Consider the following 23,499-nt stretch of genomic DNA (forward strand, 5'->3'; position numbering starts at 1 on the left):
TTGTCACTTATTAACGGAGCCTCTATGAGCGAGCTAACCAAACCACTGGCCGGTATTAAAGTACTCGATATTTCCCGGGTGCTGGCTGGGCCATGGTGTGGTCAGATGCTCGCGGATATGGGTGCGGATGTGATTAAGGTCGAGCGCCCCGGCAGCGGCGATGACACGCGCCACTGGGGCCCTCCTTGGCTGGCGGGCAGCGAAGAGTCAGCGTATTACCTGTGCGCTAATCGGGGTAAACGCTCGGTGACCGTCGATATGGCCAAACCCGAAGGCCAAGCGGTGATTAAGCAGTTGGTCGCTCAATCTGATGTGCTGATCGAAAACTTTAAGGTCGGCGGCCTGAAGCGCTACGGTTTGGATTACGTCAGCTTAAAAACACTGAACCCCAAGCTGATTTACTGCTCGATCACCGGCTTTGGCCAGGAGAGCCCCTACGCCCACCGAGCCGGTTACGACTTTATGATCCAGGCCATGGGCGGGATCATGAGCCTGACCGGCAAGCCCGATGACGAACCTGGCGGTGGCCCGGTAAAAAGCGGCGTGGCGTTCACAGACATTTTCACTGGTTTGTATGCGGCCAATGCCGTACTGGCGGCGCTTTACCAGCGCCGTGATAGCGGCGTGGGCTGCCATATTGATATGGCGCTAATGGATGTACAGGTCGGTGTGCTCGCCAACCAGGCGCTCAATTACCTCACCTCCGGCAATGTGCCCCAGCGGCTGGGTAACGCCCACCCCAACATCGTGCCCTACCAAGCGTTTGCTACCCAGGATGGCCATATGATTATGGCTGTCGGCAACGACGAGCAGTTCAAGCGTTTTTGTAACGTGCTTTCACTTCCCGCTTTGGCCGAAGACCCACGCTTTTCCACCAACGGCGCTAGAGTTAATAACCGCGCGCTTCTCGTACCGCAGTTGGAAGCGGCGTTGGCCCAGCGCAGCACGGATGAGTGGCTAGCCGCCTTTGAAGCCGTTGGCGTGCCCTGTGGGCCAATCAATACGCTGGATCGGGTATTCGACGACCCTCATGTGAAAGCCCGCGGTCTCAAGCAAACCCTACCCCATGATCAAGCGGGCCAAGTAGATTTAGTCGCTAATCCGATTCGTTTTAACGGCGCCCAGATGAGTGCCACCACAGCGCCGCCCCACTTAGGCCAGCACACTGAACGCGTGTTGGAAGAACTCGGCATTACGCCTGAACAACTAGTGGCATTGCGCACCTCTGGTGTTATTTAATCACTAGGTAAGCACCTCAATTAAGCACTATGCTGAAAGCCCATCCTTTCTCGACAGGAGTTGAGCCATGAGCAGTAATGCCGAACTGAACGAGCTAAAACATAAGTACGTCGCTGCTGGCGCCGCTAGCCCTGCAACGGCGTTCGCCGACCACGCTGAAAACGCTGAAATCTGGGACGCGGACGGCAACCGCTTTATCGACTTCGCGGGCGGCATTGGCGTTCTCAACGTAGGTCACCGCCACCCCAAAGTGGTCGCCGCGGTCAAAGCCCAGCTCGATAAGCTGATGCACACCTGCCAAACGGTCATGCCTTACGAAGGCTATGTGAAAGTCGCCGAAAAGCTCAGCCAGATCGTGCCGGTGCGTGGTCATGCCAAAGTCATGCTGGCCAACTCTGGTGCGGAAGCACTAGAAAACGCGGTCAAGATCGCCCGCGCGGCCACCGGCCGTTCCAACGTTATCTGCTTTGATGGCGGCTACCACGGTCGTACCTTTTTCACCATGGCCATGAACGGCAAAGTAGCACCCTACCAGAGCGATTTCGGCCCCATGCCAGGCACCGTCTTCCGCGCGCCCTACCCGGTGCCGTATCACGGCGTTAGTGAAGACGAAGCCATTCGTGGCCTGAAGATGACGCTAAAAACTGATGCTAACCCCAAAGATACCGCGGCCATTGTGTTGGAACCGGTCCTGGGTGAAGGCGGTTTCTACCCGGCTTCTACTAGCTTTCTGACCAAGATCCGCGAGATCTGCGATGAGCACGGCATTTTGATGATCATCGACGAAGTGCAGTCGGGATTTGGCCGTACCGGCAAAATGTTTGCCATTGAGCATAGCGGCGTTGAACCGGACATCATGACCATGGCCAAGAGCATGGCCGATGGCATGCCGATCTCCGCCATCGTGGGTACCGACAAGGTAATGGACGCTTCAGGCCCTAACTCCTTGGGCGGCACCTACACCGGCAGCCCCACCGCCTGTGCGGCGGCGTTAGCGGTCATGGAAGTCTTCGAAGAAGAGAACATCCTGGAGAAGAGCCAGGCCCTTGGCGACAAGCTGGCCAAGCGCTTCAATGTGTGGGCCGACAAGTTTGACTGCATCGACCACGTGCGCAACATGGGCGCCATGGCGGCGTTTGAGCTGGTATCGAACAAAGCTGACCACACGCCCAATCCTGAATTGGCCGCTGCGCTATGCAAGAAAGCCCGCGAAGAGGGCTTGATCCTGCTTTCTTGCGGCATGTACGGCAACACCATCCGCTTCTTGATGCCCGTCACCATTCAAGACGACGTGCTCAATGAAGGGCTGGATATTATTGAATCGTGCTTGGATTCATTGGTGTAAACGGCTAGCCGACTTGCAGAAACGCCGCTCAGATGAGCGGCGTTTTTGCTGATTTCCTATCCTCATCCAGCCATAAATCTCGGCAACCAGAGTGCGATTTGCGGCCAGATACTCACCAGCAGGGCGGCAATACACATGAGCAGGAAAAACGGTAGCGAAGCCCAGGCAACGCGGCTGATGCTTTCTCCTGTCAGGCTCTGAAGCACAAAAAGGTTAAAGCCAACGGGCGGCGTAATCTGCCCAAGCTCAATCATTATAATCAGGAAAATTCCGAACCAGATCGGATCAAACCCGGCCAGCAAAACAATAGGCAGCGTAATCGGCAGGCTCATCACGGTGATTGAGATACCATCCAGAAACAGCCCCAGCACGATATAGAAAACAGCCAGCGCCAGCAGCAGCACCATGGGGCCGAAGTTCTGCTCGGCAATCCACCCTGCCAACTCACGCGGCAGGTGCAGATACCCCATCGCCGTAGATAGAAGCGTTGCCGTGATCAGAAGGCTACATACCATGATCGTTGTTATCAGCGTCCCACGAAAGGCTCCAACAAACAGCTTGATGTTTAACTGCCTTTCAAAGCCCAACAGCAGCAGAGTGGCCGCCACTCCTACCGCTGCCGCTTCTGACGGCGTTGCAATACCGCTGTAAATTGACCCTATCACGATGGAGATCAGTGCCAATATGGGTAGCAGCAGTACAAAGGACTGTCCGATCGTCTGATCAGACATCACACTCTTCGGCGCCAATGATGGCGACATCCAGGACCTGAATCCGATATAGCAACTGTATAGAAAGGCAATTAACAGCCCAGGCAACACGCCTGCCATAAACAGCTGACTAATGGATACTTCAGCCTGAACGCCATAAACGATCATGACGATTGACGGAGGGATTAGCAGGCCCAGGCTTCCGGCGCCCGCCAGAGAGCCAATTGAAAGATTCCTGTCGTAACCTCTCTCTTTAAGCTCCTGAGTGGTTATTTTACCAATAGTCGCTGTTGTAGCCGCACTTGAGCCGCTCACTGCTGCAAATAACGTGCACCCCAAAACATTGGTGTGCAGAATTCCGCCGGGCAAGTGACTGGTAATCGGCACCAGTCCCTTGAACAGTCGCTCCGAGATATTCGAGCGAAATATCAGCTCGCCCATCAGGATAAACAACGGAATGGCCGATAACTCCCAGCTGTTGCTGGCCCGGTATAAAATTCGTGAGAAAATCAGGCCAATGCGGTCTGCGCTGAAATCACCAAACAGCCAGAGAGAGCCGATGGACACTGCCAGCATGGCTGCAAAAATCCACGTTCCCATTGTCAGAAAAAAAAGCAGCAGAACCGCAACGCCTATAGCCGTCCAAAAAATATCCATGTATCACTTCCCATCGGTTAAACCTTATTCAGCTACAGGCAGATACTGAGAACGTAACAGCACTATTTTCAAGGCTCTGACAAGAAGCGAAAAAGAGATCAGCCACATGCCAATCAGTATGGCGCCTTCAGGTATCCAGATAGGCGTTTCAGCCAGGGTTTCACTGACCACACCGCGGCTAAAGCTGCGCTGAACGTTCTGCAGCCAGAAAGTGGAGATCCACAAGAAACAGCCAGCGGTTAATAGGCTGCTGAAAAGCTCAAACGGCCAGCGCATATTTACAGGGATACGCTCAAGTAGTAGGGAAACTCTGATTAACCCGCCTTTTTCAAGCACATAGGGGAGGCCCAAAAAAGACATGGTGGCGACTGCATAACCAATATACTCATCCAGGATATAGGTAGAGTGGCCAAAAAACCTCAGCACTATCTCCAGCAGAATATGGCCCAGCATATAAACAATCAGCACGACAGCAATCACCGCACCAACTCTATTAAGCAGCATGGAGGCACGCTCCATGCCCTTTAAAAAGCTCATTGCTCGCCTCTGAACTCAGTCATGATCGACTGGCCAGTATCGCCAGTGTTGTCGAGCCAGTTCTCAACCACACTGGCAGAGGCTTCAGAAAGTGCCTTCAGCACATCAGCTGAGACGGGGTCGCTGATGGCTACGTCATGCTCGCCAAGCGTCTGGTAATTTTCTTCGGTACGCGTTTCAACAGCGGCCCAGTTATGCTGGTCGGTAAGGTCGGCAGCTTCAAGAAGTGCTTCTTGCTGTTCGGCGCTCAATGAATCAAATACAGCCTTGTTCATATGAACCATATTAAGCGGAATCGCATATTGAACCGCCGAAAAATGATCTTGATGCTCCCAGAAGCTCCCGTTGGCGCCGGCTTCTGCTGAGGTCAATACAGCGCTGATCCCGCCGGTAGCCAGCTGCGGCACCACATCGCCCCACGACAGGCTCACGGGAGATGCCCCCACGTTGCGGAAAGTCTCCGTTCCATTGCGATCAAAGGTACGGATTTTCAAATTCTCGAGATCGCTTTGATTAGATATTGCTGTCTTTGACCAGATGCCGCTAGGTGGCCAGGGCGATGCATATAGCAATACCTGATCGTTATCTTCAAACACCTCTTCATAATGCGGTTTAGCTATTTCATAGAGGCGCCGTGCATCTTCAACGTCTTCAACAATAAACGGTAGCGAAGAGAGCAGAAAAATGGAGTCGATCCCGCTCATGGTGCCCGAGAGTGTATCGGCTATATCAACCGCACCATCAGCAACAGCATAAAAGTGGTCGCCTGAATTAAAACCTAATGCTCCGCCCGTGTGCAGCGTAATACCTATATCACCATCCGTTAGCTCACTTACTTTATCAATAAAGTAAGCATCTCCCTGAGCATGTATTGAATTAGCGTTATACTCATTAGAAAAATCCAGATTAACTGACTGAGCATAGGAATAGCTGCTAACCAGCAACATACCTAACACAATAGGCGTTTTGCAGGTCGGTCTAAAACCGCTTCTTTTCACATTAGTATTAGAAATCATTCACTGTTCCCCGCAGCTTATTATTGAAACCATTTTTTAAACTACAGTTATTGAACGGCCAACTATTTCCAATAACGACGGGAATGCGTTCAAATGCGACGCTTGCTGAAACTGTTCTGGCAGGGAGAGTCTTAATTCTTACGCAAGGCGGCCTTACAGGCACTCTGCATTAGCCGGTGGGAAAGCCTGAAGAAACAAGCCAAACGCCGCTCAATTTTAGCGGCGTTTTTATTGCGCGGATTCAATCCCGGGGACGGCGGTCGCCTTCGAGGAAGTTGGCGACGAACACCGCCTTGCCATGGGTCTCAAACGACCACTTCATCACCTCGCTCAACCCAGTCATAACGGCGTCAAACTCGCCAAATACCTGGGTGCTCATGCGGTTAGGATGTACTTCCAATCCCGTCGCCTCAAGGCGTTTCACCACCTCTTTAACCACCGGCTTAAAGTCATCGGCCAGTGGGTAATAGCTAAGCTGTACGGAAAGATACATAACGCCTCCTTACGCTGTATGTGATGGCCTGCTAGCTGCAGACAATCGCTGCCAGGCAGCCAAAATAGCGGCACGGGTCTCATCCGGATGCTCCATGGGGAACATATGCGTGCCCGGGACTTCGCTTACCCTTAGGCCCTTGCGCTTCAAGCGCTTGATGCGCGAAGCGGTCAGCAGATCAGATTCTGTACCCGCCACTAGTTCAAGCGGCACGCCCAAACGCTTTGGCAGGCGCGAAAGGTGATCGGGCAGATGGCGGAAAATCTCCACCTCGATCTGCGTATCAAAGGTCAGCTCCGCACTACCGTCATCTAACAAGCGCGTCCCTGCTTCAATGTAGTCGTTGAGTGCTGCTGGGGTAAAGCGACGAAACAGCCCCCGTCGCCCCAGCGAAGTCGCCATTGCCTCCCGGCTAGGCCACACCGTGCGACGCCCCAAGGTTTTACCCGCAGGGGTAACCCGATCAACAAAGCCAAATCGCTTGGCGGCTTTCATCGCCCAGGCATCCGTTCCCAGCATCAGCGGGGGGTCGAGCATGATCACCCCGCAGAAACGCTCCGGCTGTTTATCGGCAGCCATGGCCATCAAGGTGCCACCCAGCGAATGCCCTACCCCCAGCAGCGGTGTATCGCTCTCGGGCAGGTAGCTCAACAGCTCATCCACCAGGTTGCCCCAGTTACGATTAACCGGGTAATCAGGATGGTGACCCAGGCGATCCAAAGGATGCAGGTCAAAGGTTTCAGCCAGTGGGTTCAGCAGGCTGCGATAGCTTAGCCCTGGAAAACCATTGGCGTGGGCAAACACTAAGCGGGGGCGTGAAGCGGCATCGGCAGACATAGCGAGACTCGTGGGTGAGCAAACAGTAAAAGATCAATTCAAACTATCATACGTCTGTTTTAACGCGCGATTGAATGAGCGTCAATCCGCATAAGGGTTAACAGGCTAATTAAAACAGCGACAGCTGGTGCTCCTGGCTGCTCTCCGCCAGCCGGTAACCCACCCCCAGCAGGCGCACGGGCCGTTCGCCTCTGCTCCAGCCAACGTTAAGGAGGGTTTCAAACTGTTCGAGATTGGGGGCGGGATCGGCGTGTTCCACGGTGGTTTGCGTGAAGTCGTTAAATTTCACTTTGACGATTAACCCACGCACCGCCAGCGGTGGGTCAAGCCGGGCGTAGCGGCGCTCTAAATCTTCGATTAGCGCGGGTAGCTCTTGGCGGCAGGCGTCGAGGTTGGGTAAATCCTGGGCATAGGTCTGCTCGGTGCTGATCGATTTGCGCTCGCGGTGGGTTTTTACCGGGCGCTCGTCGCGCCCCCAGCTTAGCTCATGCAACCGACGGCCAAAGCGGCCAAAGTGTTCGACCAAGTCCGTCAACGTGCGGGAGCGCAGATCGGCGCAGGTGTGGATATCCAGCCCCGCCAGTTTTTCAGCCGTGCGCGGGCCCACGCCATGGATTTTCTTTACCGGCAGCTGCTGCACAAAGCTATCGACTTTATCCGGCGTAATCACGCACAGGCCGTCGGGCTTGTTCCAGTCGCTGGCGATTTTGGCCAGAAACTTATTGGGTGCCACGCCCGCTGAAACGGTAATTCCCACTTCGCGACTAACCCGCTCACGAATAGCCTCTGCCATTAGCGTGGCACTGCCATGGTGCAGTGTAACGTCCGAGACATCCAGAAACGCTTCATCCAATGACAGCGGTTCGATAAGCTCGGTGACCTCGCGATAAATCGCAAACACCTGGCGGGCGACCGTCTTGTATTTAGCCATATCGCCGCGAATAACGGTGAGATGCGGGCAGCGCTTGAGCGCTTGGCCCATGGGCATCGCCGAGTGGATGCCGAACTCGCGGGCGGGATAGTTACAGGTGGCGACCACTCCGCGCTGTTCGACACTGCCACCAATGGCAATGGGTATATCCCGCAGCGCGGGGTTATCGCGCATCTCCACCGCAGCGTAAAAACAGTCACAGTCGCAGTGAATAATTTTGCGCACCGGCTACCCACCCAACTGTAAAAAAACACAGTTTAGCATAGGCGCTATGTTCCGCAGAAGGTTCTCAATACCTGTTGGTTTTCTGTGGCAGGCGCCGCCAAACGCCGCGCTTCAACGGACTCATCAAACGGTTTAGTCACCACCGCTAGCAGGGTATGGAACGGCGCAAAATCCCCGTCGTACGCGGCATCAATGACTTCCTGAACCCGATGGTTGCGGGGAATAATCACCGGGTTGGCGTGGCGCATGGCAGTAAAGCGCTCGCCGTCTTGACTGGCCACCTGCGCTTGCTGCCACTGATCCAGCCACGCCACCAGCTCATTGGGCTGCGTGGTCAGCGCCAGCAGTGCCTCGTGGCGCTCATCATTCGGCGAGGCAGCGTCTTGGGTGAGCGCATCAAAGGTCGCGGTCATGTCCATCCGGCCTTGATGCATCTGGCTTTCCAACGCCTCCATAAGCGGCATTGCCTGGTCGCTGTCTGCTGCAAGGCCGAGTTTATCGGCGTACAGGCGGCGCTGTTCGGCGCTGAACAATGGCTCAAAGCGGCGAATGGCATCAGTGGCCTGCTCTACCAACGCGTCACCCTCTTCCTTCATTAACGGCAGCAACGTTTCGGCAAAGCGCGCCAGGTTCCACTGGGCAATGGCGGGCTGGTTGGCAAACGCATAGCGGCGGCCTTGGTCGATGGAGCTATACACCTTCTGGGGATCAAACTGCTCCATAAAGGCACAGGGGCCGTAATCGATGGTTTCGCCCGCGATGCTGCAGTTATCGGTATTCATCACGCCGTGGATAAAGCCCACGCTCATCCAGCGGGCGATCAGCAACGCCTGACGGGCCACTACCGCTTCCAGCAGTGCTAAATAAGGATCTTCAGCATTGGCGGCCTCCGGGTAGTGGCGCTCAATCACATGATCCGCCAGCGCTTTTAGCAGTGCCTCATCTCGGCGCGCAGCGGCAAACTGAAAGGTACCCACGCGAATATGGCTGCTGGCCACGCGGGTAAATACCGCGCCGGGCTCGGCCATTTGGCGCACCACCCGTTCGCCGCTAGTCACCGCTGCCAACGCGCGGGTAGTGGGAATGCCCATCGCCGCCATAAACTCGCTGACCAGGTATTCACGCAGGACCGGGCCGAGTGGCGAGCGGCCATCGCCACCACGGGAGAACGGCGTGCGGCCGCTGCCCTTTAGCTGCACATCGCGGCGCACGCCGTGTTGATCAACCACTTCACCTAGCAGCAGCGCCCGGCCGTCGCCCAACTGGGGTACGAAATTGCCAAACTGGTGGCCTGCGTAACCCAATGCGCCCGGCTTGGCCCCTGGCACCGGCTGATTACCGCTAAACCAACCGGCCAGCGTTGTTGCGTCAGGCACCTCTTTGGCGCCCAACTCTTCAGCAAGCGGCGTATTAAAGGCGATCAGTTCAGGGCTGGCTACGGGCGTTGCCTGGCTGGCGACCCAAAGAGGTGCAGGTAAGGTGGCGTAGCGATGTTCAAATTGCAGCACAGTGGGCTCCGCTATTAATGGCAATGACGATCTAGTGGCAATGACTAGCTAATACCCTAGCACTTTAGTCAAGTAAACGCCGCTGCAAACAGCGCACGGCCTCTTCAAGCACCGGCGTTAGCGGTGCCCGCCACTGATGGGACAACAGCGCATCGGCCCGGGTAACACCGAGTGACAGCGACGCCAGCGGGATTCCCCGATCATGGGCGGCGCGGCAGAAACGGTAGCCGGAAAACACCATTAACGAGGTCCCCACTGCCAGCACCGCATCAGACTCGGCCAGCGCCACCTGGGCGGCCAGCCGCCGTTCGGCGGGTACCACATCACCGTAAAACACCACGTCGGGCTTTAGAATGCCGTTGCAGCGAGGGCAGTCGAAAATGCGGAAGCTGCTGAAGTCAGTCTCTAAATCGGCGTCGCCGTCCGGGGCGTGACCGGCCTGCAAACCAGCAAAGATGGGATTCATCCGCGCCATCTCGGCATGCATGGCGTGGCGCATCATTTGATAGTCGCACGCCATGCACTTGACCATATCGGCACGGCCATGCAGGTCGATCACCCGACGGGAACCGGCGCGCTGATGTAAGCGGTCTACGTTTTGGGTTACAAGCTGCAGGATATAGCCCTGTGACTCTAGCGCCGCTAACGCTCGGTGGGCACCACTGACTTGAGCTTCACGCATAGCGCTGAAACCAATCAGCGCACGTGCCCAGTAGCGCTGGCGAACGTGATGAGAGCTCATAAAATCGCCATGTTGCACCGGCGGTGGCCGCTTCCATTGACCATCCGCATCGCGGTAGTCAGGGATGCCGCTGTCGGTACTCACCCCGGCACCGGTAATCACCCACAGTTTGCGGTGCTGCTGAATAAAGGCAGCCAGCTCCTCGCCCGCCTGGGCAACGCTTTCTGCTATTTCCACGGCCTGCGTCAATAGTTCACCTCTAGGCAATATTGCTCAAACTCAACGATACTGTAGTGCAATAGAGGGCCATGCAACGCGCCCTTCAACGGTTATTGTGCACCCAGGAGATACGTTTATGCAGCACGATCATGACATTATTATTGTCGGTGGCGGCATGGTGGGCGCTGCCCTGGCGGCTCGTGTGGGTCATGCTGGCTTCTCTGTCGGGCTGGTAGAGAAAGGCGGCGAGCCAAGCGAACCCTGCGGCGACTATGATCTGCGGATCTCGTCACTAAACGCGCGTTCACTTGCTTTTGTGAAGGCCAGCGGCACAGCGCTCCCTGAAGAGCGCAGTTGCCCGTTCCGGCATATCGATGTCGCCAACCAGGACGGCACCGGCCACGCGCTGTTCTCCGCCGCCGATAGCGGCATGGATGACTTCGGCATCTTTATCGAAAACCGTACTCTACAGTACGCCCTCTGGCAGCGCTTGGCGCAATTACCCAGCGTCACCTGTTACACCCACTGCGCGCCGCTGAGCACCATCGCGGCCACCTCTGCACGCCAGCTTGAACTGGATAACGGTCAGACACTGAGCGCGCCGCTGGTGGTTGGGGCTGATGGTGCCCGCTCGGCCCTGCGCGAGCTAGCCCAGATTCCAGTGGAGAGCTACGATTACCACCAGCGCGCCATGATCATTAACGTGGAAACAGAGCTGCCCCAGCAGGATGTCAGCTGGCAGGTTTTCACCCCCACCGGCCCAATTGCCATGCTGCCGCTACCCGGCCACCGCGCATCGCTGGTGTGGTATGACCACGAAGACGCTACCCGCGCCCGCGAGGCAATGGATAACGCGACGCTAAAAACCGCTATTGAGGGTGCCTTCCCCCGCCGCCTGGGGAATATCACCCGGGTGGTCGCGCGCGCCAGCTTCCCCATCAAGCGCCAGCACGCCAAGCGCTATATCGGCAAGCGTTTAGCGCTAATAGGCGACGCAGTCCACGTAGTACACCCGCTGGCAGGCCAAGGGTTAAATATCGGCCTGCACGACGCCGACACCCTTGCTGAGATTATCATTCAAGGCCGCGACCCCGGCGACTACCTCAACCTACTGCGCTTTGAGTGCCAGCGCCGCGCGGCTAACCAGGCGATGATTGCCGCCACCGACAGTTTTCATCACCTGTTTACCGGCGCCAAACCGCTGCGCCAGTTAGGCGATTTGAGCCTGCAGCTCGCCGAACGTTTCCCGCTCGCCAAGCGCATGATGATGCAGCAAGCCAATGGGTTGAATCCGTTTAAAATGCGCTAGAAACGACTACGCTGAAGGGGCAACTGCTCGATGCAGACAATAACAAACACAGCACCCCTTCATTCAAGGAAACCCTATGACGCTTACGCAACGGATCTCTGTACTCACGGCTTCAGCGTTCGCCGGTATCGCGCTACTTGCTTCCTCATCGCTAATGGCCTGGGACGGCGTGGTCGAGAAACAGACCTTCGAGATGGAAAACTTCACTACTCAAGGTGGAGAAACCATTCCCGAGGTGGTCGTGGGCTGGGAAGCCTACGGTGAATTGAATGACGCCCGCGATAACGCCATTCTGATTACCCATTTTTTCTCCGGCACCAGCAACGCCGCAGGACGCTATGAGGCCGATGGCGAGCCAACCGGCTACTGGGACACCATCATTGGCCCTGGCAAACCGCTGGATACCGATGAGTACTACATCATCTCCTCCGATACGCTGGTCAACCTCAACGCCCATGACCCGAATGTCACCACCACCGGGCCTGCCTCGATCAACCCGGACACCGGCGAACCCTGGGGCATGGACTTCCCTGTGGTGACGATTCGTGACTTCGTCGAGGTGCAGCGCGAGTTGTTGGAAAGCCAAGGCATTGAATCGCTGCATGCGGTCATGGGCGCCTCGATGGGCGCACTACAGGCCTTTGAATGGGCCAGCGCCTACCCAGACCGGGTCGAGCGGCTGATTCCCGTGATCGGCGGCGGGGTTGCCGACCCCTGGCTGCTGGCAACGCTGAGCGCCTGGGCCGCGCCGATTCGCCTGGATGCCAACTGGAACGAAGGCGACTACTACGACGGCGAGCCGCCCACAGATGGTTTGAAAGAAGCGCTTAAGTTAGTCACGCTCAACGCCAACCACTGGCAGTGGGCCAACGAAACCTTCAACCGCGACTGGGCCGACGAAGACCGCGACCCGGCCCAGGACATCAACGCCCGCTACGCGATTGAAAAAACGCTGGATGATATCGCCGCCGGACGTGCCGAAACGTCCGATGCGAACCATTTTCTATATCTAGTGCGCGCCAACCAAACCTTTATGACCGGCCACGGCGACTCGTTAGAGGAAGGACTTGCCGCCATCGAGGCACCCACGCTAATGCTCTACAGCGAAGACGACCTCGTCTTCGCCCCTGAAGGCGTGCGCCATACCGCCGAGCTGATTGAAGCAGACGGCACTGAAGTGACACTTGAAACCCTGGAAGGCAATCGCGGCCATTTGGATGGCGTTTTATCCATTGACCAAGCCAGCGACACCTTGCGGGCGTTTTTGCAGTAAGGGAGTGAGCGCTGGTTTTCTGTGTGCCAGCGTTCTGACTCAATGTATGAGCGGATTAACTACCGACCCTCATGCAGCACTCAGAGGTTTAATCCGATTAACTTCCTCCTTGATCGTCTGAGCTGCCGCCCATAGATCAACAGCGCGTTGTGCATTCAGCCAAAAATCCGGCGAATTATCAAACAAGCGGGCAAGCCGAAGCGCCATTTCAGGGCTGACAGCGCGCCGCTCACGCAACAGCTCATTGACCGACTGACGAGAAACGCCCAACGCCTCAGCCAGTCCTGCCACCGTCAGACCATAGTCCGGTACAAAATCCTCTCTCAGCATTTCACCAGGATGGGTCGGTTTGCGCTGCATACCCGCTGTGTTAAGAATAGCCATCGTCATCACCTCATTCAGTGGTAGTCACAAACTTCAACGTCATACGCATCGCCATCTTCAAAACGAAAACAGATACGCCACTGATCATTTATTGAAATCGAGTGCTGACCTTGCCTGTTTACAGGACGTTAGCGGTTGGCGTTTTCCTCGGCCACCTGACGAAGCGCATCGACAAGCACTTCGGCGGGCTGGGCACCAGAAATCAGGTAGCGACCGTCGAGGATAAATGCTGGCACAGCGTTTACCCCTGCCTCCATGAATTTCTGTTCTGCCGCTCGAACGTCGTCCGCGTACTGATCAGACCGAGCGATGGCCTCGGCAGTGTCACCGTCTAGCCCAACCTCAATGGCCTTCTCGCGAAGCACCTCTGGGTCGGCAGGGTTTTTCGCTTCACCGAAGTAGGCATCAAACAGGGCCAACTGCAGGGCTGTTTCTTGGTTTTGCGTTCCGGCCCACGCCAGCACGCGGTGGGCAGCGAACGTATTGTTCGCCCGGCGCTCCTGGGCGCCACGAAAATTTAATCCAAGCTCTTCGGCTACCGCCATAATTTCGCGCTGGGACTGCGCCATGCTGGCAGCATCCTTGCCGTACTTGCGGCACAAGTGCTCCAGGATCGGCTCGCCCTCGGGCGGCATATCCGGGTTCAGCTCAAAGGGCTGCCAGACAAGCTCAACGTCGATCTCGCCATCCAGTATCTCTAACGCTTGCTCCAGGCGACGATAGCCAATCGCGCACCACGGGCAGGCGACATCGGACACTAGGTCAATTCTTACCTTTTGCATTTTGTATATCCCATTGACATATCCCAAAATTCGATCAAACTAAAGAAAGTATGTTACGTGTATATAGTGAGTAACGGCAGTACTGATAAGGAGACAGCCATGGAAAAAGCAGCTGTGTTTAAAAGTAACCGTAGCCAAGCGGTGCGTATGCCGAAATCCCTCGCGCTGCCGGAGAACGTTACACGCGTTGATGTTATTGCCTTGGGTCGCGCGCGCTTAATTACCCCCGTAGGTGAAGCGTGGGATAGCTGGTTTGATGGCCAAAGTGTCACTGCTGACTTTATGAGTGAACGCGACCAGCCAAACGAACAGGAACGCGAGGCGTTTTGATGCTTAAGTACATGCTTGACACCAATATCTGCATTTTCACCATCAAACATAAACCTCCCCATGTTCGCGAGACCTTTAATCAGCATAGCGACCAGCTCTGTATCAGCACCGTGACACTCATGGAGTTGGTGTATGGTGCTGAGAAGTCCGCTTATCCCGAGAAAAACTTGAGTGTGGTAGAAGGGTTTGCAGCCCGACTGGAAGTTCTCGATTACGACTCCAGCGCCGCCTATCACAGTGGCCAGCTACGTAGCGAGCTGGCCAAAGCAGGTACACCCATCGGCCCATATGATCAGATGATAGCTGGGCATGCTCGCTCAAAAGGGCTAATTCTGGTAACCAACAACCTAAGTGAGTTCAGTCGCGTACCTGGGCTTAGAGTAGAAGATTGGATTTAGGACACCATTCATTCACCGGAGATGCCACTACTCATGACCAAAACAGCGTTAGCTTTAATCGCCATGATGCTGATAAGCGGGTGTAGCGATAGCAATACCGCCACATCAAATTCGTCCGCTCCAGATACTGCAAGCGAGCAAAACCAGCCCCATCATCAGGTGACCGATCAATGGGTCGGCAGATGGATCGGCGTAGAAGGGTTATTCCTGGACATCAGCAAGGACGAGTCTGCAGGCCCCGGCCACTATTTGCTTGAGATGCAGTACGGCCTGGACGCCGATCAAAGTGGGACATTCGAAGGCCAAGCCACAGCCGAAGGCATTAGCTTCAACCGCGAGGACGGCCAACACCTGCTGCGCGCGGGCGACGGCGAGGCCACCGGCATGAAATGGCTATTAGAAAAGGAAGATTGCTTAATAGTCGCAACAGGTGAAGGCTACTGCCGCGACTAATCTGCCCGTTGATCTCTTAAGAAGTGGCGCGGTGAAACCGGTTATTCGCCCGCCACTTCAGAAAAATGGCCCGATTTATCCAGTGTGTATTCGCTAAAATCCCGCGCCAGGTAAAGCGAGCCCGAGTAGACGCGCAGGGCCTCTTGGCGGATGTCCTCAATGGAAGGCGAGGCAAGGGGGTGGAACTGATAGCGGGGGCTAAAGTGCGTCAGCACCAGGTTGGGCAGCTGCACCGATTCGGCAAAAGCGGCGACAAGCTTGGCGTAGCTATGCCCGACATCACCGGCCTTCTGGGCCATCTCTTCGGTGTAGGTAGCTTCATGCACCAGCACTTGCGTCCCTGCGCAGGCATCCATTAATAAATCAGGCTGGTCATTGTCCCCCGCAATCACTATTTTCCTGGGCTTGTTTTTGAAGATTAAGTAGTCATGGCTTTTTAACTGCTCACCCGCAAACTCAACATCAACCCCTTGCTTCAACTGCCCCCACAACGGCCCTCTCGGAATGCCCTTTTGGGTCAGTTTTTCAATGTTTAAATCAGCGTCGACCTTCCGCTCCGTAAATCCATAAGCATAGGACGGCGCCCGGTGGGAAAGCCTGTAAGTGGTAACCGCGATGCTTTCAAACTCAACGCTAGGCAGGCCTTCCGAGGCAATAAATTCCAGGGCAAAGGGCAAACATAGCTGCGTGGCCTCGCAGGTGGCCTCCAACCAAGCCTTGATGCCTGCGGGCGCCACAATGGTAAGCGGCGCTTTCCGGCCACCCATTCCCGCACTCGCCAGTATGCCCGGCAGCCCATAGCAGTGGTCGCCATGCACGTGGGTAATCAAGATGGCTTTCAGCGAATGGAACGATAGCTTGGTGTGCAAAACCTGATGCTGGGTGCCCTCTCCACAATCGATCAGGTACCAGCCCTTCCCTTTGCTCTCACGCAACGCGATGCCGGAGACGTTTCTGCTTTTAGTGGGTACTCCGGCAGATGTACCAAGGAACAGTAAATTCATTGCTTTTTCGTGATCTCACTTTAAGACCAAGGCGGTGAACTGCCAGTCAGCTAAATTTACGGATTAGTGCTTTTACGTTCATGTTTATGTGTACTTTTATACAGTGGAGAGCTACCTAGATCCGCCAAGCTTGTCTGACGCTACTTGGGGTTAAATCATTAGCGCTCCTAGCTCATAACGCCCGCAATAAACGGCGCGAGGAACGAGCGTCCGGCGACCGAAGGGAGCGAATTTAATTGCCTTGTTAGTTCATTCACGGCGAGCCAATAAAAGCCCAATACCAGCACTGCCAAGGAGCCCCGAGCAAATCCGGTTGAACACACGACGCATGGAAGGTCGAGAGAACCAATGCCGCAATGCTTTCCCAAAGAATGCATACCCAGCTATCGCTACCCATTCAAGCATCAAGAACAGAACACCTAGAACCAGGAACTGAAATCCTACAGAACCAGTGGGGTCAACAAACTGAGGGAGAAAAGCTGTAAAAATCAAGATAGCCTTTGGGTTTCCGGCTGCCAGAAGAAACTCTTGCCGCCCCAATTGGAACAAGCTTCTTCCTCCGAGTGCTTCGTTACCACCGTCAGAAGGATCGGCAGTCCACAGTTGAAATGCGATCCAAAGCAGATAAAGCCCTCCAACAATCTTTATGATGAAGAATAGCTTTTCTGATGTATACAACACGGTTGCAAGCCCTGTTGCTGTAAGAGTAATCATCCCTACGAATGCAATAAGGCGACCGACCCCAGCATAACAGGCAGTTCTGACGCCATACCGCTTCGCATTGGCCATTGACAGCAGATTATTTGGCCCTGGTGCCATGTTCAAAGCAAAGCATGCTGGTATGAATAACAAAATAGTCATTAGTGACACAACTGATTCTCCTTCTTGAACTAACGCCCGCCATAAACGGCACGAGGAACGAGTGTCCGGCGACCGCAGGGAGCGAATTTAATGGCTTTGTTATGTGCTTTTTTAACCAAGCTCAATGTTAAATTCACGAAGAATCTCTACTCTCGCTTTTGACAGGGCCTGATCATTAATTCTGTAATACTCGTCTGGGTTGGCCACCATCGTTGAGAGGCTCATATTAATAATTTGATTATCGCTTGATATAAACTTTGGTGTTTTAGGTATACAGCTTCTAAGCGCCACTATCTCACCAAGTGCAAGTTTATGTGATGGAAACTCAATATCTCTTTCATCTTCTTGCCTTACCCAATTCCGTAACCGCTCCAGTACCTCCCCGTTTAGGTAGTTTTTTGTGAGGTAACCATCGCAAATACATAGAACAAGAGTCAAAGAACCTATCTTTAGCAAAATACTGCTTGGATCAACTAAAGTCACAAGGTCTGTATTAGCATTATTTGTTTTAAAAACATAAAGACTTGATGGCAATTGAAACCCATGACCATGTTTATATGAAGCTCGAACGTACTCGAAATTTTTCCCCATTACAACGGATGAGCAAATTTCTCGCCAGCCCTCATCTTGAGTCGAAATCAAATCATAATAGAACAGGCCATAATAAATTTTTGACATCCAAGTTGTAATCATTGCCGTTTTTGACTCGTCCGGCCCGTACATCATGGGAATACCAGCCTCTTCTGACTTTATCGCTTCATAGAGAGACTCAGGGTCATCGAGGAGTTTAAGAACTCTACTTTCATAATTGCTACCAAACTCACTATTACAGCTTGAGTGTGCCGGCACCTTGACCCTACTATACTGAGTTTCCTTTTGCCCAGTAATCGTCTGCTCTTTAATTCCAAGCCTGCCAAGAAGGCTATTTGGAATAATATGCTCTAGCGTTTTCCTACCTTCAATTACCTCATCGCAAAAGAAGCATACCTTTCTTAAATCGCTCATATTTCATCTATCCCTAGAGCTTCATTAGCACATAACGCCCGCAGCAACCGCGGCTTTGTAGTAGAGCCGCAGGCGGAACGAAAAAGCCGTCGGATTGCCTGCGATTGTTAGGCTCGTTATCGCTATATACTTTGCGCAAGAGAGACAATCGCATATAAAGCTATCACGTAAGTTATTAACTGTTCTACAATTGTAACGGCCCGCAGCCCGAATCCGGCTCGCAAGAGATGCTTGCGATAGAAATCAATGGCTCTAAAAACATCTATAGCATCATGCTGCGAACTCTTTGTAATAGATGACCTGAAATCAAAGTATAGATCAACGAAAGAATCAATATTATTCCTCTTCATTACATCCTTGATTGCTTCAAACGGCTCAAGGAGTTCTTTTAAATCCCGATCAACATGAGCGATTCTTGCCATTCTTACTGAAAGGTCTATTCTTCGGGAGACTTCGTAAAATATACCGCTTAAAACGATAGTGGCCATAATGAAGATCAGAAACCGCATCGGAGTGCCGTCAGCAACCTCCAATCCAAAAAGAGTAAGTTTCGTATAATCGATGCCTACCCAAGAGGCGGACGAAACAAGGACTGATGTAGATAAGAATATTCGTTTTGAAGTTAAAGTTTTTTTAGTTTGCCAGTCATCAAAAACCTTAAACAGGTCTTCAATATCCAAGCCTGATTGATCCAGCTGTTCTATCGATTCTTCTATTATGGCCTCATCATCATGGGGCAAATCAATTTCCCTGGGGGCCTCACCAAGCCCCTTCATTCTTGGCGTCGAAATATTTCCCATCACATCAGGAATGTCCATAGAATCAAATCTCTCCCTTAACGCCTAACGCCCCGCGCATGCACGCGGACTTGTGAGCGTTGCAGGGGCCACAGGCCCCGAATGACGCTGTTTGTGAACTGGTTTATTTACGCACATATTGATCAGGGATAGTTTCCCAAGTTGAACATTTTCGACGGACTGCGCGTTTAAATGCACGAAATAGCTCGTACTCATCCAAATCAGAATCAGGGTTGACCTCATCTACTGCATCTCTCAAAGCCCGCCTCATTTCACTACTTAAATGGTCAATAACCTCTTCTATATCTACTTGCGCCATGATGAATTCCTTTTTTGAATCAGATAAACATACTCGTAGACCAGTTAACGCCCGCCATAAACGGCGCGAGGAACGAGCGTCCGGCAACCGAAGGAAGCGAATTTAATGGCTTTGTTAGCCTTCTTTTTTCTTGCCAACTACGACAGCTCCGCGGGTAATGCTGAAACCTACGTCGCCAACGTAGTTCCCATTGGACTGATTGCAAACTTCGGACGTGCCCATGGAGATCGGAACAACATTGACAACATCATATCCCTCAGAATCAAGCTGCTCATATGCATTTTGTAGATGTTGAGCATATTCGTCAAAGTCGACGTTTCGATGCGAAACTTTCTTAACCTTTTCTTTGAAGATAAAGCCTTTTTCGACATCAAATTTGCCAAGGGATGCCCAGAACCAAGTAGTTTTAAATTTTCCCGACATTTAGTTATCCTTTTTGAATTTTCCTAAGATTGATTATAGTAGATGGCTAACGCCGCGCTCTGCGGCAAATTTGTAGCGCAGCGGAAAATTTGTCCGACAACAGCGATTGGTTATGTTTTTTGCTTCAAATACTGCTTGACCATATGACGCCGAACCCTAAACGGTATTTTTACATCTATTTCCTTTCCAGCAGTAGTCTTTAGTGAAATCTTCACGTCCGACATTCGGAACAACGCAACAGCTGGATTTTTAGCGAAAAGGAAGCTTTCTTTTTCTTCTATTGTTTCAAAAAAACTCTTAGCGTGAAATATATGTCCTGTTCTGCCTTCATGGAGCTCAAGGGGAAACGATGAGCACAAGTCGCCTAGGTTAGACTCTAGGTGGGGGAAAGAAAACCATCTCTTGTACTTAAAGACCAAGTGCCACCGTCTTAACTTCCACTCGTAATTTGTTATAGTGACTGGCCGTCGACCGACATTTGTGAATTCTAATATATAAACTGGGGTATCCAATACCATGGGGTCATCCCCAGGAACTAGGCCATAGTCAAAAGTTGCTTTAACTCGAATCAGGCTGTCGCGCCATGACAGCCATAATGCTAACGAAGAAACAAAAATTGTACCTATAGCAGCTATCCATGAGGCAAAACTATTTACACACTCCCATGTATTACATGCTTCCAGCTCAGAGAACACCGAACCTCCTTAAAACATAACGCTCGCATTTGCGGCTGGCTTGGAGCGCAGCGTAAAGCCAGTCCGACAACATGCGTTTGTTATATGATGTCTTGACCAACATGCCCATCTACCGTTTCCAAGACTGTAGTATTTTTTATCTAACCTCAAGACCACAAAACTCTAAAGCGAATATATCTTCTGCCGCTGTAAAAATGCTCTCTCCCCTCCTTCCAAGATTGAACAGCAATCTTTCTGAATGGACTCCCGGTCGATGGACCCTCGATTTACAATCGATGTTTTATCACTTGTGCTTCGAAGCGGGACAATCAATTCTGCATCGCCCAAAACTGCAATGTTTGCGTTATGCGTAACAATAATAACCTGTCGTGTTTCTTTGATTTTTTTTAGATTAGCGACAATTGTCTTATATACAAATTCACTATCTAGGTGATCTTCTGGCTGATCTATGAGAAGCGGGATGTTGTTTTTAGATTGAATAAGAATTGCCAGAAGAATTGATTGTTGTTGGCCTAGTGATAGTTTTGATATCGACTTAGATATGTTTGTTTTCTGCCCGTTAACCACTACCAATTTAGTTACCAGAATGTGCGGTCGATCTTCATAGGTAAGCGCTTGAAAATCCTCATATGAATTATTCTCTCCAACCTGATTAAAAATGCGCTCTATCTCTTCGTCAGAGAAGACACGTCGACCATCCTCATCCAAAATGTTCTCAAAGTTCGTTTTTCGTCGGCGCCTGACGTCCGAAGCGAAGGCTATAGGTGACATTGCGGATGCTATAATCTCTGATCTTTTAACCTGGGATGTCCTCCATCCCATCGTTTGTTTTAGTAGCTCCTCGAACATGGGAGAGTAGTTTCCCTCGGAAAATGTTGCCGAAACATAAAGCCCATCAACTGAATTTTTTAAATTATTATTCACTTGGAGGCTAAAAGCATACCGTTCTTTATAAATATCTTTCTTAAGCTCGATCCGTTGCTTCAGGAGCTGTGTTCTTTCTCGATCCGCCTCTTTCAACTTAACCTGATCTGCTTGAAGCTTTCTAAGACGTTTATCATAATACTCTAAATCTTTAGCAATCTGATTAATTTTCCCAATATCGAATGGTATACCAGCTTTTTCTAGCTCAGCCTTTTTATTATCAATTTCTTTTTGAATTTCCGACTCTTTAGACTTCCATGAATCAAGCTGGGTTTTTAAGAGGGTTATTTTTTCTTCTAAGGCCTCATTTAGCTCATCAGACTTACCTGAAACAATTTCTGAAAACTCATTGATTAGCTTCTTTACCTCAGCAATCTGGTCTTTTCCTACGATGATTTCATCATCAGAAAATTCGTTAAAGTAATCGAACAGTGTCGTATCTTTAAGGACTTCGCGATAGGTCTTGACTAGATTATTAAGTTGTTCTGCAAGATCTTTCCTTAGGCCTTTCTCTTTAACCAGTGCAACTTGGTGCTTAACAAGATCGCCGACTTTATCTTGCTCTAACCTTAATTTTTTCTCTTTTAGAGACCGAAGCTGCCTCTCGGTATTTTTTATTGCTGCGACCTCGGTTCGTAGCTTTCCTAACTCGCTCTGATTGTCGAGCAGAAGTTGGCGTACATTATCGTCTTCCTTTTTTAAGTGCTCTATCTCCAGAAAACCGTCTAAAAAATTCAGTAAATTTTGCGGATCATTATCACTATTCTTTATGGTATCAGCTGTTTCGCTTTGCCCGTAACATTCTACAGGAACTCTTTGGAGCCCATCATCTCCGTCTGTATTGTTAAATGCATCGTCATTCTTGGATCGGCGGAATTCAACAGCCTTTCCTGTTTCATCTTCGTAAATCAAACTAATATCATCAGGCCAAACATCACTATCGATAACTTCGTTCGACGATTTGTTTCCTGAGGCTGCCCGTATAATCTCCATTAATGTTGACTTGCCAGTGCCCCTTCCACCTATTATACAGCTTAGATTATCGCTGAAATCGACGACTTGACCGTCTAGGAGACCTCCACTTATCTGTACTTTAATAAATTTTGCAACTTTCTCAGGGATTACGTCTTCAATTCGAACACGTGATTCATAGGACATCAAGGCAATACGAAGAGCGTGAAAACTCAGCTCATCAACTTTGAAGCGTGTCAGCTTCCTATTGCCTTCCGCATTTGTTCCAAGCTTACTTATTGAGTGCGCATCTGAGGACATTACTTTAGGTAGTATCACGTCATCATGAAGCTCAAGACGTTTTCTCCGTTCTTTCACCAGAGCTAATCGGTTGCCATCAGAATCGTTATCCGTATATAGGTCATAACTATCCTTTTTGCTTATCTCTAGAGCAAGCAAAGAGGGATGACAAAATATATCATCCATTTGAGCATTAAATCTTACTACCGTCTTTTCAAAACCAGAATCCAGTTCAATATGAGCAAGTATTCCAAACCCATTGAACTGCGACGCTAAATTCAAGCACTCGACTATCCCTTGAGAGCAGCGCTGTTTATCATCAGAAATAGTAAGCTTCCCGTGAAATAACCTTAACTCTTGAAAGCTCCTAAAATATACTAGAAGATGCCCTTGCGTCGTGCTGACTTCAATTCCGGGTACTACGAATATATCCTTCCCTTCGGCGTAATCAATTGCAGTTTTGCTGTTTAGAATCTCGTTGTGATCAGTAATGCTAATTATTTTTAGATTGGAGGCTATTGCAGTATCTACAATGTTTTGTGGTGTCATGTTATCGTCATTCACATCGAACGACCCGGTGTCTGAGCTGTAAGAGTGTATGTGAAGATCAGCTCGAACAAACCTTGCACCATTATTACAGTTGTTATCCACAATTAGCTCCGGAGTAAATGGCAAAAACGATGCTGCCAGCATTAGTTCTTGGCCGTTGTAGTATTTAAATAAAACGCGCAAGCCAGCCCGTTGGCGGCATATAACAGTTAAGCATTTATTCGCCGTGCGGAGCATGGCGAATAAATGCCTGTTGGACTAAGGCGCGTCCATCCGGCGGCTATTTAATAGGGGATTGTATTGACTGGCATGCGGCCTGAGGCACTAAGCCGTGCATTGGCAT

Annotated in this window: 25 protein-coding genes; 7 read left to right on the top strand and 18 right to left on the bottom strand. The window is 51.8% G+C overall.

Annotated elements, in window-relative coordinates:
• Positions 1 to 24 precede the first annotated feature (24 nt).
• Positions 25 to 1,239, top strand: a complete 1,215-nt coding sequence (locus QT230_RS05005; protein ID WP_308320488.1) for a CaiB/BaiF CoA-transferase family protein — start codon at positions 25 to 27, stop codon at positions 1,237 to 1,239.
• Positions 1,240 to 1,306: 67 nt separating this feature from the next.
• Positions 1,307 to 2,584, top strand: coding sequence for a 4-aminobutyrate--2-oxoglutarate transaminase (gene gabT / locus QT230_RS05010; protein WP_308320489.1), 1,278 nt, complete (start codon positions 1,307 to 1,309; stop codon positions 2,582 to 2,584).
• Between the two features lie 62 nt (positions 2,585 to 2,646).
• Here the strand turns inward: gabT and QT230_RS05015 are convergent, their stop codons facing one another.
• The 8 genes from QT230_RS05015 to QT230_RS05050 form a co-directional block, all read right to left on the bottom strand.
• Positions 2,647 to 3,951 (bottom strand): TRAP transporter large permease subunit, encoded by a 1,305-nt coding sequence (locus QT230_RS05015; protein ID WP_308320490.1) that lies wholly within the window; start codon positions 3,949 to 3,951, stop codon positions 2,647 to 2,649.
• 24 nt (positions 3,952 to 3,975) lie between these two features.
• The gene (locus QT230_RS05020; protein WP_308320491.1) at positions 3,976 to 4,488 is read right to left on the bottom strand and encodes a TRAP transporter small permease subunit; all 513 of its coding nucleotides are present in this window, start codon (positions 4,486 to 4,488) and stop codon (positions 3,976 to 3,978) included.
• Positions 4,485 to 5,504: a TRAP transporter substrate-binding protein gene (locus QT230_RS05025; protein ID WP_308320492.1), complete on the bottom strand. Its 1,020-nt coding sequence runs from the start codon at positions 5,502 to 5,504 to the stop codon at positions 4,485 to 4,487. The genes QT230_RS05020 and QT230_RS05025 overlap by 4 nt, the downstream gene beginning before the upstream one ends.
• A gap of 241 nt (positions 5,505 to 5,745) precedes the next feature.
• Positions 5,746 to 5,997, bottom strand: coding sequence for a YkoF family thiamine/hydroxymethylpyrimidine-binding protein (locus QT230_RS05030; protein WP_308320493.1), 252 nt, complete (start codon positions 5,995 to 5,997; stop codon positions 5,746 to 5,748).
• Between the two features lie 9 nt (positions 5,998 to 6,006).
• A complete protein-coding gene (locus QT230_RS05035) occupies positions 6,007 to 6,834 on the bottom strand; it encodes an alpha/beta hydrolase (protein ID WP_308320494.1) in 828 nt (275 codons plus the stop codon).
• A gap of 109 nt (positions 6,835 to 6,943) precedes the next feature.
• On the bottom strand, positions 6,944 to 7,990 hold the full coding sequence (gene dinB, locus QT230_RS05040) for a DNA polymerase IV (RefSeq protein ID WP_308320495.1): 1,047 nt from the start codon (positions 7,988 to 7,990) through the stop codon (positions 6,944 to 6,946).
• Positions 7,991 to 8,034: 44 nt separating this feature from the next.
• Positions 8,035 to 9,498 carry a protein adenylyltransferase SelO family protein gene (locus tag QT230_RS05045; RefSeq protein ID WP_308320496.1) on the bottom strand — a complete coding sequence of 488 codons (1,464 nt, stop codon included), beginning with the start codon at positions 9,496 to 9,498 and terminating at the stop codon, positions 8,035 to 8,037.
• Between the two features lie 64 nt (positions 9,499 to 9,562).
• Positions 9,563 to 10,429, bottom strand: a complete 867-nt coding sequence (locus tag QT230_RS05050; protein ID WP_308320497.1) for an NAD-dependent protein deacetylase — start codon at positions 10,427 to 10,429, stop codon at positions 9,563 to 9,565.
• Positions 10,430 to 10,535: 106 nt separating this feature from the next.
• On the opposite strand from QT230_RS05050, the gene QT230_RS05055 reads away from it, so the two are divergent.
• Positions 10,536 to 11,708 carry a UbiH/UbiF/VisC/COQ6 family ubiquinone biosynthesis hydroxylase gene (locus QT230_RS05055; RefSeq protein ID WP_308320498.1) on the top strand — a complete coding sequence of 391 codons (1,173 nt, stop codon included), beginning with the start codon at positions 10,536 to 10,538 and terminating at the stop codon, positions 11,706 to 11,708.
• 76 nt (positions 11,709 to 11,784) lie between these two features.
• Positions 11,785 to 12,981, top strand: coding sequence for a homoserine O-acetyltransferase (locus QT230_RS05060; RefSeq protein ID WP_308320499.1), 1,197 nt, complete (start codon positions 11,785 to 11,787; stop codon positions 12,979 to 12,981).
• 69 nt (positions 12,982 to 13,050) lie between these two features.
• Here QT230_RS05060 and QT230_RS05065 read toward each other — a convergent pair whose 3' ends face one another.
• Positions 13,051 to 13,365, bottom strand: a complete 315-nt coding sequence (locus QT230_RS05065) for a HigA family addiction module antitoxin (RefSeq protein WP_308320500.1) — start codon at positions 13,363 to 13,365, stop codon at positions 13,051 to 13,053.
• Between the two features lie 128 nt (positions 13,366 to 13,493).
• The gene (locus QT230_RS05075; RefSeq protein WP_308320501.1) at positions 13,494 to 14,147 is read right to left on the bottom strand and encodes a DsbA family oxidoreductase; all 654 of its coding nucleotides are present in this window, start codon (positions 14,145 to 14,147) and stop codon (positions 13,494 to 13,496) included.
• A 99-nt stretch (positions 14,148 to 14,246) separates the two neighbouring features.
• Here QT230_RS05075 and vapB point away from each other — a divergent pair, with 99 nt between their 5' ends.
• Genes vapB through QT230_RS05090 form a run of 3 tightly spaced genes read left to right on the top strand, consistent with a single transcriptional unit; the run spans position 14,247 to position 15,328 of the window.
• On the top strand, positions 14,247 to 14,477 hold the full coding sequence (gene vapB / locus QT230_RS05080) for a type II toxin-antitoxin system VapB family antitoxin (protein WP_308320502.1): 231 nt from the start codon (positions 14,247 to 14,249) through the stop codon (positions 14,475 to 14,477).
• Positions 14,477 to 14,875 carry a tRNA(fMet)-specific endonuclease VapC gene (gene vapC, locus QT230_RS05085; protein WP_308320503.1) on the top strand — a complete coding sequence of 133 codons (399 nt, stop codon included), beginning with the start codon at positions 14,477 to 14,479 and terminating at the stop codon, positions 14,873 to 14,875. Before vapB ends, vapC begins: the two co-directional genes overlap by 1 nt.
• Positions 14,876 to 14,908: 33 nt before the next feature.
• Positions 14,909 to 15,328, top strand: coding sequence for a hypothetical protein (locus QT230_RS05090; protein ID WP_308320504.1), 420 nt, complete (start codon positions 14,909 to 14,911; stop codon positions 15,326 to 15,328).
• Between the two features lie 41 nt (positions 15,329 to 15,369).
• Here the strand turns inward: QT230_RS05090 and QT230_RS05095 are convergent, their stop codons facing one another.
• The 8 genes from QT230_RS05095 to QT230_RS05130 form a co-directional block, all read right to left on the bottom strand.
• Complete coding sequence (locus QT230_RS05095; protein WP_308320505.1) at positions 15,370 to 16,332, bottom strand: ribonuclease Z; 963 nt, start codon at positions 16,330 to 16,332, stop codon at positions 15,370 to 15,372.
• A 249-nt stretch (positions 16,333 to 16,581) separates the two neighbouring features.
• A complete protein-coding gene (locus QT230_RS05100; protein ID WP_308320506.1) occupies positions 16,582 to 17,202 on the bottom strand; it encodes a LysE family translocator in 621 nt (206 codons plus the stop codon).
• A gap of 102 nt (positions 17,203 to 17,304) precedes the next feature.
• Positions 17,305 to 18,198 carry a hypothetical protein gene (locus tag QT230_RS05105; protein ID WP_308320507.1) on the bottom strand — a complete coding sequence of 298 codons (894 nt, stop codon included), beginning with the start codon at positions 18,196 to 18,198 and terminating at the stop codon, positions 17,305 to 17,307.
• Between the two features lie 122 nt (positions 18,199 to 18,320).
• On the bottom strand, positions 18,321 to 19,016 hold the full coding sequence (locus QT230_RS05110) for a hypothetical protein (RefSeq protein WP_308320508.1): 696 nt from the start codon (positions 19,014 to 19,016) through the stop codon (positions 18,321 to 18,323).
• A gap of 103 nt (positions 19,017 to 19,119) precedes the next feature.
• Positions 19,120 to 19,314 (bottom strand): hypothetical protein, encoded by a 195-nt coding sequence (locus QT230_RS05115; RefSeq protein WP_308320509.1) that lies wholly within the window; start codon positions 19,312 to 19,314, stop codon positions 19,120 to 19,122.
• A gap of 114 nt (positions 19,315 to 19,428) precedes the next feature.
• The gene (locus tag QT230_RS05120) at positions 19,429 to 19,737 is read right to left on the bottom strand and encodes a hypothetical protein (protein ID WP_308320510.1); all 309 of its coding nucleotides are present in this window, start codon (positions 19,735 to 19,737) and stop codon (positions 19,429 to 19,431) included.
• Positions 19,738 to 19,847: 110 nt separating this feature from the next.
• Entirely contained in the window at positions 19,848 to 20,432 is a 585-nt protein-coding gene (locus QT230_RS05125; RefSeq protein ID WP_308320511.1) for a hypothetical protein, read from the bottom strand.
• Between the two features lie 162 nt (positions 20,433 to 20,594).
• Positions 20,595 to 23,300 carry a TrlF family AAA-like ATPase gene (locus QT230_RS05130; protein WP_374694443.1) on the bottom strand — a complete coding sequence of 902 codons (2,706 nt, stop codon included), beginning with the start codon at positions 23,298 to 23,300 and terminating at the stop codon, positions 20,595 to 20,597.
• Positions 23,301 to 23,499 lie beyond the last annotated feature (199 nt).

The organism is Halomonas sp. SpR8 (assembly GCF_031010195.1).
In the GTDB taxonomy this organism is placed as follows: domain Bacteria; phylum Pseudomonadota; class Gammaproteobacteria; order Pseudomonadales; family Halomonadaceae; genus Vreelandella.